This window comes from Mesobacillus maritimus, from assembly GCF_019749255.1.
Lineage (GTDB): Bacteria > Bacillota > Bacilli > Bacillales > Cytobacillaceae > Mesobacillus_B > Mesobacillus_B maritimus_A.
In genome coordinates this window covers 22,068-41,133 of the sequence record NZ_JACWFH010000016.1, presented here as the reverse complement: position 1 = coordinate 41,133, position 19,066 = coordinate 22,068, and the positions used below count along the sequence as shown (strand labels likewise).

Sequence of the window (19,066 nt, the reverse complement as noted above, 5' to 3'; positions counted from 1 at the left end):
TATCTACAATCATTATTAAATTATAATTATTATTGTTTATTGGTGATTCCTGTGTTAATATATTCTTATGAAAGCTTGTTAGAATCAATTTTCTTCTGTTAATTCATTTTATTAGGATAAAAACAATTAAAGGTAAATAATACTTACTCTCAATTAGGGAAAATCAAGTGAGAATAATTATCGGTTTAGAACAAGATAAGGAGGAATCTTCATGCTCGCAGAAACGAAATCATTACACCAGCCTACCCAAGTCGATACGAATAGGTTTGAAAAAGTGAAACCACATCTTGAACTGATTGCAGCACTCTTTAGTGGGGTGTTAATTATAGCAGGCTGGCTTATGGCAAAATATGATCTTGGAACGGCATCGGTCATGACCTATGTTGCAGCCTATGTCATCGGTGGATTTGCGAAAGCAAAAGAAGGTATTGAAGATACAATTGCTGATAAAGAATTAAACGTGGAGATGCTGATGATTTTTGCAGCAATAGGGTCAGCGCTTATTGGTTATTGGACTGAGGGAGCTGTGTTGATTTTTATCTTCGCTTTAAGTGGTGCTCTTGAAACGTATACGATGAACAAAAGTCATAAAGAAATTTCAGCTTTAATGGATTTACAGCCTGAGGAAGCAATTCGCGTTCAAAACGGTGTAGAGGAAGTTGTTCCTGTTGCTACCTTGACGGTGGGGGATTTTATTTTAGTAAAACCTGGTGAAAGAGTCCCTTCAGACGGAAGAATCATTGAAGGACATACGAACCTAGATGAAGCTGCGATCACCGGGGAATCGATCCCTGTTAGTAAATCCTTAGATGATGAAGTTTTTGCGGGAACGGTTAATTTACGAGGATCCATTACGGTGAAAATTACGAAACCGAATAATGAGACACTATTTCAGAAGATCATCAATCTTGTTCAAACGGCTCAAAGTGAAAAATCTCCTTCCCAACAATTTATTGAGCGCTTTGAAGGAAAGTATGTTAAAACCGTGTTGGTTATCGTTGGGTTAATGATGTTTGTTCCTCATTTTGCGCTTGGTTGGAGCTGGCAAGAAACATTTTACCGTGCGATGATTTTACTTGTAGTTGCATCACCTTGTGCTCTAGTGGCTTCAATTATGCCAGCCACTTTATCAGCCATTTCCAACGGAGCACGTCATGGAATTTTATTCAAAGGTGGAATGCATCTTGAAAATCTCGGAAACTTAAAAGCAATTGCTTTTGATAAAACAGGTACCTTAACGAAGGGAAAACCCGAAGTAACGGATGTCATCGTAAGGGGCGATTTGACGGAGGAAGACCTACTACAGAAGGTGGCTTCCATTGAAAAGTTTTCAAATCATCCGCTCGCATCGGCCATCGTGAACTTTGCAAACGCAAAAGGTAGCAGGTTAATTAAGCCAGAAAATATGCAGGATGTCGCAGGTTTTGGCGTTCAGGCAACTATAGATGGTGTTGAATGGAAAGTCGGGAAAACAGATTTTGTTGGTCGAAATGAAGCTGAGCAGTTCCAGAATGGCAAGGCTCTTGCTTTTGCGGATGAAGGCAAGACCGTCGTTTTCGCTAGAGATGAAAAAGGAATCGCCGGGGTTCTGGCATTAAAGGATACTGTTAGGGAAGAAACAATCCGTGCAATTCAAGCCTTAAAACAAGAGGGAATTCACACCGTTATGCTGACTGGAGATAGTAAAAAAACAGCGTTAGCAATCGCTTCAGAAACTGGTATGGATATGCATATTGCTGAGTGTCTTCCTGAGACGAAGGTCGAGGAAATGAAAAAGTTGAAAGAGAGATTTGGAACGGTAGCGATGGTTGGGGATGGGATTAATGATGCCCCAGCGCTAGCGACAGCTTCAGTGGGAATCGCGATGGGAGAAGGAACAGATGTTGCGCTAGAAACAGCGGATATCGTGTTAATGAAAAATGACCTGCCTAGAATTGCAGAGGCAGTGAAGCTATCCAAAAAAATGAACAAAATCATAAAACAAAACATAATCTTCTCCATTACCGTTATTATGATTTTGATTGCCTCAAACTTTATGCAATCTCTGGCCTTACCAATGGGAGTCATCGGACATGAAGGAAGTACCATCTTAGTGATCTTGAATGGGCTTAGATTATTACGATCATAGAATAACAAACGGCGGCTGTTTAGCTGCCGTTTGTCAATTTTAGTAGGGCCTATGGGGCTTTTAACGTTAATAGGTCAATTCTGTTTTAATCAAACGTTTGATTAGCGAGTAATAACGAAGAAATAGTAGTATAATACCTCAGGCAGATACTTCCCAATGCTATATAAGGAACTACAAATTTAACAGGTAATAGTCCAAGCTTTTTATCTTCTATCTACATAGAATACTGAAAGAGAACCTAGATTGAAAATTGCTAAACAGGTAACTTTTAGGATATGATGATATGGATGAAAAAGATTACGTTGAAAAACAAAACTATTTACTTATAGGATGATGGGATATGAAAAGAGCGAGAATTATATATAATCCTACATCAGGACGGGAAATTTTTAAGAAACATTTGCCTGAGGTTTTAATGAAACTTGAAAAGGCAGGATACGAAACTTCCTGTCATGCTACTACTGGTGCAGGTGATGCAACCTCTGCCGCCTTAGTAGCGGTGGAAAGACGATATGATTTAGTCGTAGCTGCCGGAGGAGACGGAACGATTAGTGAAGTGGTCAATGGGTTTGCGGAACAAGAATATCGCCCTAGACTTGGGATTATTCCGACTGGGACAACCAATGACTTTGCCCGTGCCCTTCATATTCCACGGGATATCGAGCGAGCTACGGATATTATTGCTAAAGGTGAGAGCATTCCAGTAGATGTTGGGCGCATGAATGATAAATATTTTATCAATATTGCCGGAGGCGGACGGATTACCGAATTAACGTATGATGTTCCGATTAAATTAAAAACAATGCTTGGTCAACTGGCCTATTATTTAAAAGGCGTCGAGATGTTACCATCGATTCGAGCAACAGAAGTGACCATTGAATATGATGGGAAACTGTATGAAGGGGAGACGATGTTATTCCTTATTGGTCTAACGAATTCAGTTGGGGGCTTTGAAAAGCTTGCCCCGAATGCTTCCATTAATGATGGAATGTTTACCCTCCTGATTTTAAAGAAAACGAATCTTGCTGATTTTATTCGTATCGCATCGCTTGCCCTTCGCGGAGAACATCTCAATGATTCAAAAGTGATTTATACAAAGGCCAATCGAATTCGAGTAAAATCGAAAGATCGTGTTCAAATTAACTTAGATGGGGAATATGGTGGCGATATCCCTGCCGAATTTGAAAATCTTTACCGCCATATTGAGGTTTGTGTACCACTTGATCAGATACGTCCGGAAGACCGCCCGGAATCCTTGGAGGACATTGCGAACGAAGAATAGCTGTGAGCCGCTCCTAATGGGTGCGGTTTTTTCTAATCGAAAAGCAATAAGCATACAATTAAAAAAGGAAGATGGGGACAGTATAAAACTAAGCAGGTAAAAGGGAGTGTCGGCTTTGGAGAAGAAGGCATTGATCAATATTGACTACACATTTGACTTTGTTGCAGATGAAGGTGCATTAACTTGTGGCCAACCTGGTCAGGAGATTGAAGGGGAAATTGTACGCCTAACAGAAGAGTTTATCAATCATGGGGACTATGTTGTATTTGCGATTGATGTACACGATGAAGGAGATCAATTCCACCCTGAAACAAAACTCTATCCTCCTCATAACATCCGTGGAACGAAGGGCCGAGAGTTATATGGTCGCTTAAAAGATTTATATGAGGACCATCAGGATAAAGCGCATGTTCAATACTTAGATAAAACGCGTTATTCGGCATTTGCAGGTACAGACTTGGAAATTAAGCTGCGTGAACGTGGGATTACTGAAGTTCATCTTGTCGGTGTATGCACCGATATTTGTGTCTTACATACGGCCGTTGATGCCTTTAATCGGGGATTTAAGATTGTTGTCTATAAGGATGCTGTTGCCTCGTTTAACCAGGATGGACATACTTGGGCACTAGGGCATTTTGAAAGTGCGATGGGGGCAATGGTAAAATAAAAACTTCAACTTGAATAGAAGCTGAAGCTGACGTTGAAATCGGAGGAGTATAATGGCTACGAACTATAATGATGATAGCTTTTTAATTCATACAGACTTATATCAAATTAATATGGTCGAAACTTACTGGCGGGACGGAAAGCACAATCGGAAGGCAGTATTTGAACTGTTTTTTCGAAAGCTCCCTTTTGGGAATGGTTATGCGGTGTTTGCTGGACTAGAGCGAGTGATTAATATTGTAGAGCAATTTAAATTTAGCCAAGATGATATTGAATATTTGAGGACCGAAGGAGGTTTTCAAGAAGATTTCCTTGATTATCTAACAGACTTGCGATTTACAGGAAAGATTCGCTCAATGAAGGAAGGGGAAATTGTTTTTGCCGGAGAACCTTTATTGCGCATAGAGGCACCGTTGGCAGAGGCGCAGCTGGTTGAGACGGTTCTGTTAAATATTGTAAATTACCAAACGCTTATTGCGACCAAAGCTTCTAGAATTAAGCATGTAATTCCCGATGAATCGGCATTGGAATTTGGTTCGCGCCGAGCACAGGAGTTGGATGCAGCAGTTTGGGGAGCGCGAGCGGCCTATATTGCTGGGTTTGATGCAACAAGTAATGTTCGAGCTGGGAAACTATTTGGTATTCCAATTTCAGGAACTCATGCCCATTCCATGGTTCAAGCCTATCGAGATGAATATACAGCGTTTCATAAATATGCCGAAACTCATAGAGATTGTGTTTTCTTGGTTGATACATACGATACGCTCCGCTCAGGAGTTCCGAATGCCATTCGTGTGGCAAAAGAATTTGGCGATAAAATTAATTTTATTGGGATCCGTTTGGATAGTGGAGACCTGGCTTATCTGTCAAAAGAAGCTAGAAGAATGTTAGATGAAGCAGGGTTTAAGGATGCAAAAGTCGTGGCATCAAGTGACCTTGATGAATATACGATTATGAACCTAAAAGCTCAGTCAGCTAAAATTGATGTTTGGGGAATTGGGACCAAGTTGATTACCGCATTTGAGCAGCCAGCACTTGGAGCTGTTTATAAGATAGTCTCGATTGAAGACGGGAACGGGCAGATGAACGATACAATTAAAATTTCCTCCAATCCAGAGAAAGTGACGACTCCTGGGTTGAAAAAGGTTTATCGTATCATAAATGGAACAAATGGAATGTCTGAGGGCGATTATATTGCCATGGAAGATGAAAATCCGCAAAAAGAAGAACGTCTAAAAATGTTCCATCCAACGCATACCTACATTAGTAAATTTGTCACGGATTTTGAGGCAAGAGACCTTCACCATGATATCTTTGTCGATGGGAAGCTTGTTTATGATCTGCCTTCCTTAGAAGAAATCAAGAATTATTCTAAGGATTCCCTTGGATTACTTTGGGATGAATACCAGCGGTCCTTAAATCCAGAAGAGTACCCTGTCGACCTGAGTGAAAAATGCTGGGAAAACAAAATGCGCAACATTGATGAAGTAAGGAAAAAAGTCAAAGCGTTAAAAGGTACGTTGGAATAAATGTTTCTTTGAAATAGAGCTCTCATGATGAACGATGTCATGAGGGCTTTTTATTTTAGGGTGGATGGTTACCTAGAAAGAATGAAGAAGGGGGGGGAAGGGTATCAATGGGTTTGATAGGTGACCTAACTTGGAGGAAGAAGAGCAAGAAGGGTGGCCAATAGTGTTGATAGGTGACCTAACTAGGATGGAGAAGAGCAAGAAAGGTGGCCAATAGTGCTGATAGGTGCCCTAACTAGGAGGAAGAAGAGTAAGAAAGGTAGCCAATAGTGTTGATAGGTGACCTAACTAGTAAGAAGAAGAGCAAGAAAGGTGTCCAATAGGTGTGTTAGGTTACCTAACTATGGAGAAGAAGGGCAAGAAGGGTCATCAATAGGTGTGATAGATGACCTAACTAGGATGAAGAAGAGCAAGAGGGGTGGCCAATAGTGTTGATAGGTGACCTAACTTGGAGGAAGAAGGGCAAGAAGGGTCGTCAATAGGCTCGATAGGTGACCTAACAGGGATGAAGAAGAGCAAGAAAGGTGGCCAATAGTGTTAATAGGTGACCTAACTAGGAGGAAAAAGAGCAAGAAAGGTCATCAATAGGTTCGATAGGTTACCTAACTATGGAGAAGAAGGGCAAGAAGGGTCATCAATAGGCTCGATAGGTGACCTAACTGCGCTGAAGAAGAACGAGAAACGTCATCAAATACAGGTCCGAATCTAGTATGCACTGAATCAACCACGATTACGAATCCCAGCCGCCCCATAGTGATAAAGCCAATAACATGTTAAAATAAATCAATAAAAATAAAACAAACTCCTCAACCCAAATTCCTCTTAAAAAGAAAGGAGCCTATCATTTTGTTAGAAAAAGCTCGTGAATTACTACAAACCTATTTTGGTTACCCTTCCTTCCGTATTGGCCAGGAACAGGCTATTTCATCTGTTTTACAAGGAAACAACACAGTCTGTGTTATGCCTACTGGTGGCGGCAAGTCGATTGTCTACCAAATCCCAGCACTCATTCTACCAGGAACAACTCTCGTGATCTCGCCGCTCATTTCCCTCATGAAAGATCAGGTTGATACACTACATCAATTAGGAATCTCAGCTGCTTTTATCAATAGCTCGCTTAGTGCCCAGGAGGCTGCGGAAACGATGGAGGAGGCCGTGCATGGTGGGTACAAGCTATTGTATGTGGCTCCAGAGCGACTTGAATCTTATGAATTTCAGGAAATGCTAAAGAACCTTCAAATTCCACTAGTTGCCGTCGATGAAGCGCATTGTATTTCGCAATGGGGCCATGACTTCCGCCCAAGCTACTTGCAGATTGCTCGATTGATGGACAAGCTTCAAGATAATACGGTGGTGCTTGCTTTAACAGCCACAGCGACACCGAAGGTTAGAGATGATATTTGTGATTCACTAGACATTGATCCTACAAATTCAGTTCTAACAGGGTTTGAACGTGAAAATCTATCTTTCTCTGTGATTAAAGGCCAGGACCGGTTAGCTTTTTTAAAAGACTATGTTAAAAAGAATCGGAATGAAGCGGGAATTATTTATGCTGCGACAAGGAAGACCGTTGATCAGTTGTACGAATGGCTCAAAAAAGAAGGAATTGATGCTGCGCACTATCATGCGGGGATGAAAGATATTGACCGAGCAAATGAACAAGAACGATTTCTTAAAGATCAGGCGGATGTTATGGTTGCGACCTCTGCGTTTGGAATGGGGATCGACAAGTCCAATATTCGTTATGTGGTCCATTACCAAATGCCAAAGAACATGGAAAGCTACTATCAAGAAGCTGGTCGTGCTGGTCGAGATGGACTCCCAAGTGAATGTACCATGCTGTATTCACCACAAGACGTACAGATTCAACGTTTTTTAATTGATCAATCATCTGAACAGGGAAGAATGTCGCAGGAGTTGGAGAAACTGCAACAAATGGCAGATTACTGTCACACTGAGAATTGTCTCCAAGCTTATATTCTCGAATACTTTGGTGAAAGAGAAGCAGAACCCTGTGGGCGATGTGGAAATTGTACGGATACCAGGACCAGCGTTGACGTGACAAAAGAAGCGCAAATGGTGTTAAGCTGTATTATTCGGATGGGACAGAAATATGGAAAAGCCATAACCGCTGCCGTACTAACAGGATCACGTAATAAAAAAGTATTGGATTTTGGATTTAACAAGCTTAGCACCTATGGCATTTTAAAAGAGCAGAGTGTAAAACAGGTTACAGAGCTTATTGAATTTCTGATTTCTACCAATCTAATAGGTGTTGAACATGGGGCCTATCCAACGATTTATGTTTCTCCGGCGGGCAAGGAGGTTCTAACAGGAAAGCAGCAGGTTTTCCGAAAAGAAGCGGTGCAAATTAAACAAGTATCTAATGATGATCCCTTGTTTGAAGAGCTTCGTCAGTTGCGTAAAACTGTTGCGGAAGCTGAACATGTTCCACCATTTGTCATATTCTCAGATTCCTCTTTAAAGGATATGTGTGCTCGGTTACCTCAATCGGAAGAAGAATTTCTGCAAGTGAGCGGTGTTGGGCAACACAAGTTAGAGAAGTATGGAGAAACCTTTATTAAAGCAATTAGTGAATATGTAGAGGCAAATCCAGATAGGGAAAGAGTCCTTACAGCTGCCACTCCTTCAGCAAAAACAACAAAGCCCGTTAAAAAGGGAATAAATGACTCGTATCTAGAAACATACAAGCTCCATCAAGAGGGCCTTACGGTGACTGAAATTGCAGCAAAACGAGAATTAGCTGTGAGCACAATGGAAACTCATTTACTTCAATGCATTCAAAATGGAATGAACGTAAATTTCTCTTTGTTAATCCCGGATGAATATCTTGCTGATCTAGAAAAAGCCGTTTCAGAAGCAGGACGTGACCGGTTAAAACCAATTAAAGAAAGACTACCAGATGAAGTCAGTTATTTTATGATAAAAGTGTTTTTATACAGTTTACGAAAACAAGAAAAACTAAGCGTGGAATAACAGGTAGAGCGTTTTTCGCATTCTAAGCGCCAGTGTGTTAAAATCTTCCTTAGCGAAATCACTGTAAAGGAAGATCATATGAGCAAAACATTGCCAGTTCAGAAAAACGATTATATAGATGTAGAATTTGAAGATTTAACCCATGATGGTGCCGGTGTCGCCAAGGTGGATGGATATCCTATCTTTGTACAAGGTGGGCTGCCCGGTGAAAAGGCGAATATTAAAATCATCAAAGTGAACAAAGGCTATGGGATTGGCCGTCTGATTCAAATAAAAGAACAAAGCCATTTTAGAGTGGAAATTGCCAAAGAAGATAGCCATAAATACGGCGGCTGTCAGATCCAGCATATTAGCTATGAAGGACAGCTTAAATTTAAGGAAAACCAGGTACGCCAAGTGCTAACGCGAATTGGGAAGCTTGAAGATGTGAACGTCCATCCTGTATTGGGAATGGAGCATCCATGGCAGTATCGAAATAAAGCTCAAGTTCCTGTTGGAGAAAAAGATGGGAAGTTGATTTCAGGGTTCTTTAAACCGCGCAGTCATGAAATTGTTGATACAAATGAAAGCTTAATCCAGCTAGCTGAAGTGGATGAAGCGATTCAGGCTGTAAAGGAAGTTTGTCGTGAGCTAGGTGTCAAAGCGTATAATGAAGAAACCCATAAGGGCGACCTCCGCCATATTATGGCGCGCTATGCGAAGCAAACGGGAGAGTTAATGGTTGTGATGATCACAAGAACTGCAGACCTTCCATCCAAAAATAAACTTGTTGAAGAAATCGTTTCTCGTCTTCCAAAGGTGAAGTCAATCATTCATAATATCAATTCAAAAAGAACAAATGTCATTATGGGGGATAAAACGAAAGTCCTTTGGGGCAGTGAAGTTATCTACGACTATATTGGTGATGTGAAGTTTGCCATCTCTGCATTGAGTTTTTACCAGGTTAACCCTGACCAAACAAAGGTACTCTATGATAAAGCTTTAGAGTATGCAGAGCTAAATGGGGATGAAACCGTGATGGATGCTTATTGTGGAATAGGTACGATTTCTTTGTTTCTCGCCCAAAAGGCTAAAAAGGTATACGGAGTGGAAATTGTTCCTGAAGCGATTGAGGATGCAAAGCGTAATGCAGAGCTGAATGCTATCACCAATGCTGAATTTGCTGTTGGCAAAGCGGAAGAAGTTATTCCTAAATGGTATGACCAGGGAATTCGAGCGGATGTTCTTGTCGTCGACCCTCCACGTAAAGGCTGCGATGAAGCTCTGCTCCACACCATTATTGAAATGAAACCCAATAAGGTTGTCTATGTTAGCTGTAACCCAGCAACATTAGCAAGGGACCTTCGTATTTTAGAAGACGGTGGATACAAAACAGTAGAAGTACAGCCTGTCGATATGTTTCCTCAGACGACGCATTGCGAAGCTGTCGCGAAGTTGGTCCTAAATTCTTAACCATAGAAAACTTTATCAGTAATCCTACCCTGAATTCACCGAATTCGGGGTGTTTTTTTGCCTCAACCCTTGCATTTCAAGCTTCAATTAAAATTCTTTTGAGATAGATTGTTGCAATCAAAATTAAGGAAAGAGACTTACTATTAGTAAAGATAATTTATGAGGTAACTAAGTATTTTAAGCTTATCTACATATTTCTGATGCAAAAGTACCGTGTAGGGATAGTTATTTATGTCCTTTTTTTACAAATTCATAATTTTTTACAATTAATTTACAGGTTCTGTGCTACTATTATCTCCGTACAAGATTTGCTATAAAGCTTTAAACAACAGCGTGCATCTTTCAAAGGTTGATCCTTTTATGGAATTGGGTCAGCAATTTTACTAGTTTGGAAGGATATAAAATATGGGGCAGAAGATAAAAAAGTTAATGCTAGTAAATATTCTCTTTTACATAAATAATTTTATTTTAATCATTCTTTCAAATACCTCTGGACTAGAGGATCTTGCAGCGATTTGGTTTTTTACACCCTTCGTGTTAATCTTATTTACCACTTCTATGCTTGAAAGTTCAAGGAGAACACAGGTAAAACAACTAAAAAGGTTCTCATTACTGGATTTCATATTAAGATGCATCATTGTCATTATAAACTTTCTCGTTATTAGTGGATTCATTAAGCTTGAGTATCTTTATTTAATTGTCTTAGGAATCATTTTTATGATTGTGAATCTCTATTTGGAACGGAAAATAAATAAACAAATACAACTTCATCATTTACAAAATAAAGATGAAATTGGGTTAACGAAAAAAGAAATCGATGATTTGTGTGAAGACTACGCCACTGACCAATCGATTCTATACAATAAAACCCCTAATGAAAAAGAGGAAATTAAAGGCGTTTATAAATCAACCTTCTTTGTAGGTTATTCGTATGTGTTGATCTTTTTATTAATAGGTATAGGGACTTTTGCCTTTAACTTTTTTGGTGAGCAAAATAGAATCATAATCTTAACCATCGCTTTTCTTTTATTAGGAATCTATTTTTACCTAACAAATAAAAAATTTACGTTGTTTTTAACGGATCGTAAACAACGGAAAAAAATAAGTTTGAGAGATAACATAAGCTTTATCGTTGGATTATCTATTATCTATATCATGCAGGGGTATATCCATATAGGAACAGGGACTTTTAATTTCTTAGGAATCTTTGTTGCAATAATATTCTTTATTCCAACGATAAAAACAAATCAGTTGATAAGAGATGAATTTTACAAAATTAACAATAAATATCTTAATAGATAATGTTCCTTTATGTTCTTATCAATATTGAAAAGCCTCCTCTCCTGCTTTATCAGTATACTTATTTGTCCCAGTAGATAGCTGGGTCTTTTTGTGTTCAATAAAGACTTGTTTTCGTATAAATTATGGTTCGCCAGAGTTTGTAAATCTAGTTAAAAGGTTTTGATTTCACTCACAAGCTCTTCTCTCTCTTTAAAATAAAGAGGTTTAAGTAAAATTCAATATCTATCCTACAAAAACAATAAAGTCTGAGAAAAGATCCTGAATAAACAACAGGAAATTTTATGCTTATCACGAAATGAATAAAGTACGCATCAAACCTGATACTGTGTCTAATTACATATTCAATTCAAATCAGAATAAAAGAGGGGATTTTATTGAAACCAAAAGTACTTGTCTATTCGAAAGTTGACCCGAAAGTGCTAGATTTTGTTAAACAAACCTGTGAGGTTGTTTATTTTGAAGGATTAGAAGAAGAGACCTTTCCTACGTTCCTACATGAGTTAAAAGATGCACATGGCATTCTTGGAGCTGGGTTAAAAGTAGATGATGATTTACTAAAGAATGCTCCCCAATTAAAAGTAGTAAGTAATATTTCGGTAGGTTATGAAAATCTACATTTACCGGCAATATCAGCTCGAGGTGTTATGGCCACGAATACACCTGGTGTATTAAATGATACTGTAGCTGACCTGATTATGGGGTTAATGCTATCTACTGCTAGAAGGCTACCAGAGTTAGATCAATTTGTGAAAACAGGACAGTGGGATTCAAACCTAGGAGAACAGTATTTTGGACTTGATATCCATCAAAAAGTTTTAGGCATTATTGGGATGGGAGGAATTGGCTCTGCGGTGGCAAAAAGAGCGCACCATGGATTTGATATGGAGATCCTGTATCACAACCGTTCTAGAAAACCGGATGCAGAGGAAAAGTATGCAGCTAGCTATTGTACGATGGAAGAACTATTACAGAACTCCGATTTTGTTTTACTCATGACACCACTCACACCTGAGACGGAAAAACTTATGGGAGAAAAGGAATTTTCACTCATGAAAAAGTCAGCCATCTTCATTAATAGTTCAAGAGGAAAAACAGTAGATGAAGAGGCATTAATACAAGCTCTCCAAACAGGCGAAATTTATGGTGCAGGATTAGATGTGTTTGTAAATGAACCGGTAGAAGTGGACAATCCTTTACTTTCTATGAAAAATGTCGTTACTCTGCCGCATATTGGGTCCGCTACGTACGAAACGCGCTATAAAATGGCAATGAGTGCAGCTACTAATCTTGTAGCTGGACTAAAAGGTGAAACACCAACAAATTTGTTAAATAAACCAGTGAATATTTAGATTAAACAGGTGAATAATAGAGTTAGATTTGGCCCAGGTGATATGAACCTGGGCTATTTTTCATAGAATCTACTTCCGCTGTTTCTTTTGTTTTTACAGAAACAGGAAGATATCTGATGCTTGAATAGGAAAAGTAGTCTTAAAATTCTACATAAAGTTACAATTATATTACATTATCGACTGATTCATTGTTTTTTAGTCTACTAGGAAGATAAACTAGTAATATCGAATTAGATTGAGAAACAAAGAGGAGATAATGTGATGATTAAAAAAATTATTAAATATACAGTATCAGCAGCTATTCTCGCCACAATGATTCAGGTAACGCCAGCTTTTGCAACTCCAGATGATTCACAAGAAGTGACACAAGAACAAATTGCTAATACACAAGGACAAATTCAGGCATTTGAAACGAAGATGCAACAATTAGATGATCGCATCTCTGTCTCTATGGATAAGAGTCAAAAGTTAAACGATGAAATTAAAAAACAACAAGGAAAAATTGAAGAAGCTGAGGCTGAAATTGACAAATCTAAAAAGGATTTGCTTGCCCATGAAGAGATTCTTGCTGAACGCCTAAAAAGTCTACAGTTGGACGGACAACAGTCAGTAGTCGCATATGCAGATGTTTTATTATCATCAGGGAGCATCTCAGAGTTTTTCAATCGTTTTACGGCAATTTCACAAATTATCCAAAGTGATAACGATTTAATGAGTGGTCTTAAGGAAAAACAGCAAGCGTTAGTAGCTGCAGAGGACCAATTACATAAAGAACTTGAGCAACTAAATAAGAATCAAGATGAATTAGCGTCTGAACAAAATAAGATTGCAGAAGACAAAAAGAAAATTGAAAAAGAATTAGCGGTTGCAGAGAAATTATTACAAACGCAAGAGGCTAAACTTGCACAACAAGCCCTAGAAGCGCAACAGGCTTTAGAAGCTCAACGTGCTCTAGAAGCGCAACAAGTGCTAGAAGCGCAACAAAATCAACCAGCTCAACAAAACAGCCAACAAGTTCAACAAGTCCAGCAACCACAACAACAGTCCGAACAGGCTCAACAACCAGCTCAACAATCAACAACAAAAAGCAAAGCATCAAATTCAGTTTCAACTGCATCGGCTCCTGCTGTTAAAGCAACAAACGCTGATGCGGCAAGTCAAGTGATTGCTTATGCTAAACAATTTTTGGGCGTTCCTTATGTTTGGGGTGGGTCAAGCCCTAAAGGATTTGATTGTTCAGGATTTGTTCAATATGTGTATCGTAATTCAGTTGGCACTAGCCTACCGAGAGTATCACGTGACCAGCAAAATGCAGGGACAAGAATTTCTCCTAGCCAAGTTCAACCCGGAGATTTAGTGTTCAATGGTTCTCCTGCTTATCATGTTGGGATTTATATTGGCGGAGGAAAATATATCCATGCGCCGCAAACAGGCGATGTTGTGAAAATTGCTTCATATAATCCGTCTAAGTTCTCTAGTGCTGCTAGAGTATTGCGTTAATGAAGGAAGTCATAATCTACTGCTAAATCACATCCTAGAAGAGGATAAAGATTTTTTATATTTGCTTGCTCGTGTTAAGCTAATAAGGCTCTGAGGTCGCAAAATTCACTTTGCGACTTCAGAGTCCTTTTTCATTTTCATGGCCACATTCCTATATGTTCAGTTCATAGCCATGTATGAACGATGAGCGTTAAATGAATGTAAAACCGTGAAAAATGATTATACTTGAACATATGGGCATGATCATTAAAACTATAATTAGACAGAGGGACGTGCACCTTGTCCCACTTAGGAGGTTTATTCATGGAGAATAATGATATATTAATTCGATTAAGATATGCGCTTGATATTAAGAACAAGGATATGGTTGAAATTTTCAAACTTGGTGGGGTTGAAGTTACAAAGGAAGAAGTGTTAAAGATACTTACAAAAACAGATGACAGCTATGATTATGACGAGGACGAGCCTATAGCTGAAGATGAGAACATAATAAAATGTAATAATCGGATGTTTGAATCCTTCTTAAATGGTCTTATTACATTTAAACGAGGGAAACAGGAGCCAAAGCCAGGACAACCTGAACGACCAGCGTTTTCAAATGAAAGTGTGAACAATATCCTGCTGAAAAAGGTGAAAATAGCATTGGCCTTAACGAGTGAAGATATGATTGATCTCTTAGCCAAGGCAGGGGTTACCATTACCAAGGGTGAGTTAAGCGCGATTTTAAGGAAAAAAGGACATAAGAATTATAAAGAATGTGGCGATAAATATGCTAGGAATTTCCTGAAGGGGTTAGCAATAAAATATAGGGGATAAGGATGCTCTTATAAGTTTCTAAATAGATAAGAACTCTTTAATAAAAATCAATCAGCCCAGTTTCTGACTGGGTTTTGATTTGTTTTCGACCCAATTCTTGCGATAAAAATTCGAGAAAGTAGCCAAATCCTTCCGCCCAAAAATTGAACGGTTTAGGTGGTTTAACCATAAATTACAATGTTCACTTATTAAAATAATGGATGGCAAAGTCCTAAAGTCGATGTTAACGAACGAAAAGCTACTTTTAAGGTTAAAGGTAACTTTGTAAGCTCTTTTCTTATTGTTACCCTAGTTCTAGCTTACCTTAATGATAAGAAAAGAGCCTAAAAAGATGAGGTGAAGAGTGTGTCGAAACAGATGATTACCCCTGCAGCTTACAAATCCAAGTTAGGTATAGTGGAAACCGAAATGGCCATTAAAAAGGTAAAGGATTATTTTGAGAGCAAATTATCTGAAGTGTTAAAGTTAGTTCGAGTTTCTGCTCCGTTATTTTTACAAGAGGGAACAGGGCTTAATGATAATTTGAACGGAACAGAACGTGTGGTATCCTTTGATGCGTTAGATATAAAAAATGAAAAACTAGAGATTGTTCAATCCCTTGCAAAATGGAAAAGGAGTGCCCTAGCTAAATATCAATTCCCGGTCGGAACCGGCTTATACACAGATATGAAGGCAATTAGACGAGATGAAATCCTTGATAATTTGCATTCCATGTTTGTGGATCAATGGGATTGGGAAAAAGTCATTGTACAGCAGGACCGTACAGTTGGGACATTAAAGGATGAGGTGGAGAAAATATATAAAGCCTTAACCGCTACTGAACAATATGTACACCAATTGTATCCATCCCTTCAACCGATATTACCAAAATCCATTCACTTCGTTACCTCTCAAGAACTTGAAAATATGTACCCATCCCTTACACCTAAGGAAAGAGAAGATAAAATAGCGAAGAAACATGGAGCTGTTTTTCTTATGCAAATTGGAGGCATGTTGAATTCCGGAAGAAAGCATGACGGACGTTCTCCAGATTATGATGATTGGTCATTAAATGGAGATATCATCGTATGGTTTCCCATCCTCGAAAGAGCATTCGAATTATCTTCAATGGGCATAAGAGTAGATAAAAAGGCGTTGTTAAAGCAACTTAAAGAATCCAATTGTGAAGATCGTAAAAATTTAGCTTATCACCAAGCCGTTTTACGAGGAGAGCTCCCGTTTACAATAGGCGGAGGAATCGGCCAATCAAGATTATGTATGTTTTTTCTTCAAAAGGCTCATATTGGGGAAGTTCAAGTTTCGGTTTGGAATGACGAAATCCTTAAAGAATGTAAAGAAGCAAATATTCAGCTTTTATAAAGGGAAAACTAAAAGGGTCTTGTATATTGATATAGAATAGTAACAGAAGACATGAATGATCTTAACAGTAGAAAAGGAGATACAATGACAATCAATCAAGAAACAGGATGGAACTTTGATAATAGTTATACCCGGTTACCAAAACCCTTTTACACTAGTCAAAACCCTGCGCCAGTACGTTCACCAGAACTTGTGATTTTTAATGAAGCGCTAGCCCAATCTCTAGGGCTTAACCCAGTGGCGTTGCAAAGCGAAGCGGGAGTTCAAGTGTTTGCCGGAAACCAGGTCCCTAAAGGCTCATCCCCTCTTGCTCAAGCTTATGCAGGCCATCAATTCGGACATATCAATATGTTAGGGGATGGTCGGGCGATTCTGCTAGGGGAGCAGATTACGCCCAAAGGAGAACGAGTGGATATTCAGCTGAAGGGTTCAGGGAGGACACCTTTTTCACGAGGAGGAGATGGTCGGGCGACTCTTGGACCGATGCTTCGTGAATACATCATTAGTGAAGCGATGCATGCACTTGGGATTCCGACAACTCGTAGTCTAGCGGTTGTATCAACAGGAGAGACAGTGGTTCGCGAGACGGGATTACCTGGTGCCATCCTGACCCGTGTGGCTGCAAGTCATATCCGTGTCGGCACCTTCCAATATGCTGCTGGAAAAGGCGGCGATGACAATGGGGATGACTTACGGGCTCTAGCGGATTATACGATTGAGCGCCATTATCCAGAAATAAAAAAGGATGAACACCGGTACCTATCATTTCTCAAAGAAGTCATTAAGCGACAGGCAAAACTGATTTCTAAGTGGCAGTTGGTTGGCTTTATTCACGGTGTAATGAATACCGACAACATGACGATAAGCGGTGAATCCATCGATTATGGTCCTTGCGCTTTTATGAATGAATATGATCCAACAACGGTTTTCAGTTCCATTGATACTCAAGGTCGGTATGCGTATGGGAATCAACCAGCTATTGGTGGGTGGAATCTTGCGCGATTTGCAGAGAGTTTAATCCCGCTCTTACATGAAAATGAAGAGGAAGCTGTTAAACTGGCTCAGGATACGATATCAGATTACCCTGAACAATATCGTAGGAACTGGTTAATGGGAATGAGAGCAAAATTAGGTCTCTTTCATGAAGCACGAGAAGATGAAGCGCTCATCGAAAACCTTCTTAATATGATGAAGAAATACAGAGCGGACTTTACAAACACCTTCCGTGATTTAACCTATGATAGCAAGGAACAATCAACTTTGTTTCAATCTGAGGAATTTATTCAATGGAATCATGAATGGCAGGAAAGGTTGAGTAATCAGGAGGAATCGGAAGAAGCATCTCGCCAGTTAATGCGGAGCAATAACCCGGTTGTGATTCCACGTAATCATAAAGTAGAAGAGGCACTAGAAGCTGCGGTGAACGATGGCGATTATCACGTCATGGAGAAACTCCTTAATGTTCTTGCAAGTCCATATGAGTTATCGCCTGATAAGGATGAATATTGTACACTTCCCGCACCTTCGGCTAAACCATACCGAACCTTTTGCGGAACGTAACATAAACGTAGAAAGAAGTAGGGATTCATTTCAAGGAGTCCCTGCTTCTTTGTGATGACTGTTTTCAAAAAGATTGTTGTAAAAACTTAATATCTTTTTTATGTGGAGTGTAGTGTTAAAAGAGGGGAGTAGAGAATACAGCTAGAAATGAAATACATAAGTATCCATTTGTGTAAATAACCATCTTAATAAGGGGAAATCAAAATGAAAAACATCATTTTGGCATTAGAAGGGAAAAGCTTAAGTTATTATGTGGGAGGGGATCCTGAAAAGCCAACGGTTATCTGTTTCCATGGACTAGCAGGTAGCTCGCTTTATAGTTTTGCCCAGCTGGCTAATCAATTAAAGGAGCACTTTCACCTTATTTTAATCGACCAACCAGGGCATGGGAAGAGCTCACCCTTTGAGAAGGAGAAGGACTATACATTTTCTAGCTTGGCTAAGTGGTATGAAAAGGTATTTGAGTTTCTTCAGCTGAATGAATTTTATTTAATAGGTCATTCCTGGGGAGCTGACGTTGCCCTCCATTATGCAAAACAGTACCCATCTAAAGTGAAGGGCGTTATTTTATTGGATGGCGGTTTTACTTTTCCGGTTTTTCAGGAAGAGATGACATTTCAAAAGGCATATAATGGGTGGAGTACATATATGGACAATCATGCCAAATTTACGAGTTGGCGGGAAGTGGTGGATGAGTTTAAAGGTTACACAAAAGCTTGGAACACCATACATGAACAGTCATTGTCTTCGATTTTCATTAAAAAGGTAAAATATGAATTAATTTCTTCCAAGTTTACTATACTCTCAATAATAAAGGCTTTTTTTAACGAACCATTTACTAGTACATATACACATATTAAGTCCCCATTATTATTGGTTCACGCAACAGAACCACAAGAGTTAGATGAAGCAAGGAATAAAGGAATTGCGCAAATCAAACAGGAAATTAAAAATGCCTCAATTGTCTCAATGGAGAACACGGGTCACATGCTTCAATGGGATAAACCGAAGGAAGTTGGGGATGAAATAATCAAATGGGTCCAAAAAAATTAGAATAACCAAGTTTATTTCGATGAGTTCTCTACTATAATGCCAAGGAAGCGGTTATCCTATTTTAGTAGATAAA

13 protein-coding genes are annotated in these 19,066 nt (G+C 39.2%); all 13 read left to right on the top strand.

Annotated elements, in window-relative coordinates; genetic code table 11:
- Window positions 1–211: 211 nt before the first annotated feature.
- The 13 genes from H0185_RS13950 to H0185_RS13890 all read left to right on the top strand — a co-directional run bounded on the left by H0185_RS13950 (window position 212) and on the right by H0185_RS13890 (window position 18,993).
- Complete coding sequence (locus H0185_RS13950; protein WP_221874118.1) at window positions 212–2,128, top strand: heavy metal translocating P-type ATPase; 1,917 nt, start codon at window positions 212–214, stop codon at window positions 2,126–2,128.
- Between the two features lie 340 nt (window positions 2,129–2,468).
- A complete protein-coding gene (locus tag H0185_RS13945) occupies window positions 2,469–3,410 on the top strand; it encodes a diacylglycerol kinase (protein ID WP_221874117.1) in 942 nt (313 codons plus the stop codon).
- Window positions 3,411–3,525: 115 nt separating this feature from the next.
- The gene (locus H0185_RS13940; RefSeq protein WP_221874116.1) at window positions 3,526–4,077 is read left to right on the top strand and encodes a cysteine hydrolase family protein; all 552 of its coding nucleotides are present in this window, start codon (window positions 3,526–3,528) and stop codon (window positions 4,075–4,077) included.
- A gap of 52 nt (window positions 4,078–4,129) precedes the next feature.
- A complete protein-coding gene (locus H0185_RS13935; RefSeq protein ID WP_221874115.1) occupies window positions 4,130–5,605 on the top strand; it encodes a nicotinate phosphoribosyltransferase in 1,476 nt (491 codons plus the stop codon).
- A gap of 846 nt (window positions 5,606–6,451) precedes the next feature.
- Window positions 6,452–8,602, top strand: a complete 2,151-nt coding sequence (gene recQ, locus H0185_RS13930) for a DNA helicase RecQ (RefSeq protein ID WP_221874114.1) — start codon at window positions 6,452–6,454, stop codon at window positions 8,600–8,602.
- Between the two features lie 78 nt (window positions 8,603–8,680).
- Window positions 8,681–10,054: a 23S rRNA (uracil(1939)-C(5))-methyltransferase RlmD gene (gene rlmD / locus H0185_RS13925; protein WP_221874113.1), complete on the top strand. Its 1,374-nt coding sequence runs from the start codon at window positions 8,681–8,683 to the stop codon at window positions 10,052–10,054.
- A gap of 405 nt (window positions 10,055–10,459) precedes the next feature.
- Window positions 10,460–11,356, top strand: coding sequence for a hypothetical protein (locus H0185_RS13920; protein WP_221874112.1), 897 nt, complete (start codon window positions 10,460–10,462; stop codon window positions 11,354–11,356).
- A gap of 374 nt (window positions 11,357–11,730) precedes the next feature.
- Entirely contained in the window at window positions 11,731–12,705 is a 975-nt protein-coding gene (locus H0185_RS13915) for a 2-hydroxyacid dehydrogenase (protein WP_221874111.1), read from the top strand.
- Window positions 12,706–12,966: 261 nt separating this feature from the next.
- A complete protein-coding gene (locus tag H0185_RS13910) occupies window positions 12,967–14,205 on the top strand; it encodes a C40 family peptidase (protein WP_221874110.1) in 1,239 nt (412 codons plus the stop codon).
- A 303-nt stretch (window positions 14,206–14,508) separates the two neighbouring features.
- Window positions 14,509–15,021, top strand: coding sequence for a YehS family protein (locus tag H0185_RS13905; RefSeq protein WP_221874109.1), 513 nt, complete (start codon window positions 14,509–14,511; stop codon window positions 15,019–15,021).
- A gap of 357 nt (window positions 15,022–15,378) precedes the next feature.
- A complete protein-coding gene (gene asnA, locus H0185_RS13900) occupies window positions 15,379–16,380 on the top strand; it encodes an aspartate--ammonia ligase (RefSeq protein WP_221874153.1) in 1,002 nt (333 codons plus the stop codon).
- An 84-nt stretch (window positions 16,381–16,464) separates the two neighbouring features.
- Window positions 16,465–17,940 (top strand): protein adenylyltransferase SelO, encoded by a 1,476-nt coding sequence (locus H0185_RS13895; RefSeq protein WP_221874108.1) that lies wholly within the window; start codon window positions 16,465–16,467, stop codon window positions 17,938–17,940.
- Window positions 17,941–18,144: 204 nt separating this feature from the next.
- A complete protein-coding gene (locus H0185_RS13890; protein WP_221874107.1) occupies window positions 18,145–18,993 on the top strand; it encodes an alpha/beta fold hydrolase in 849 nt (282 codons plus the stop codon).
- Window positions 18,994–19,066 lie beyond the last annotated feature (73 nt).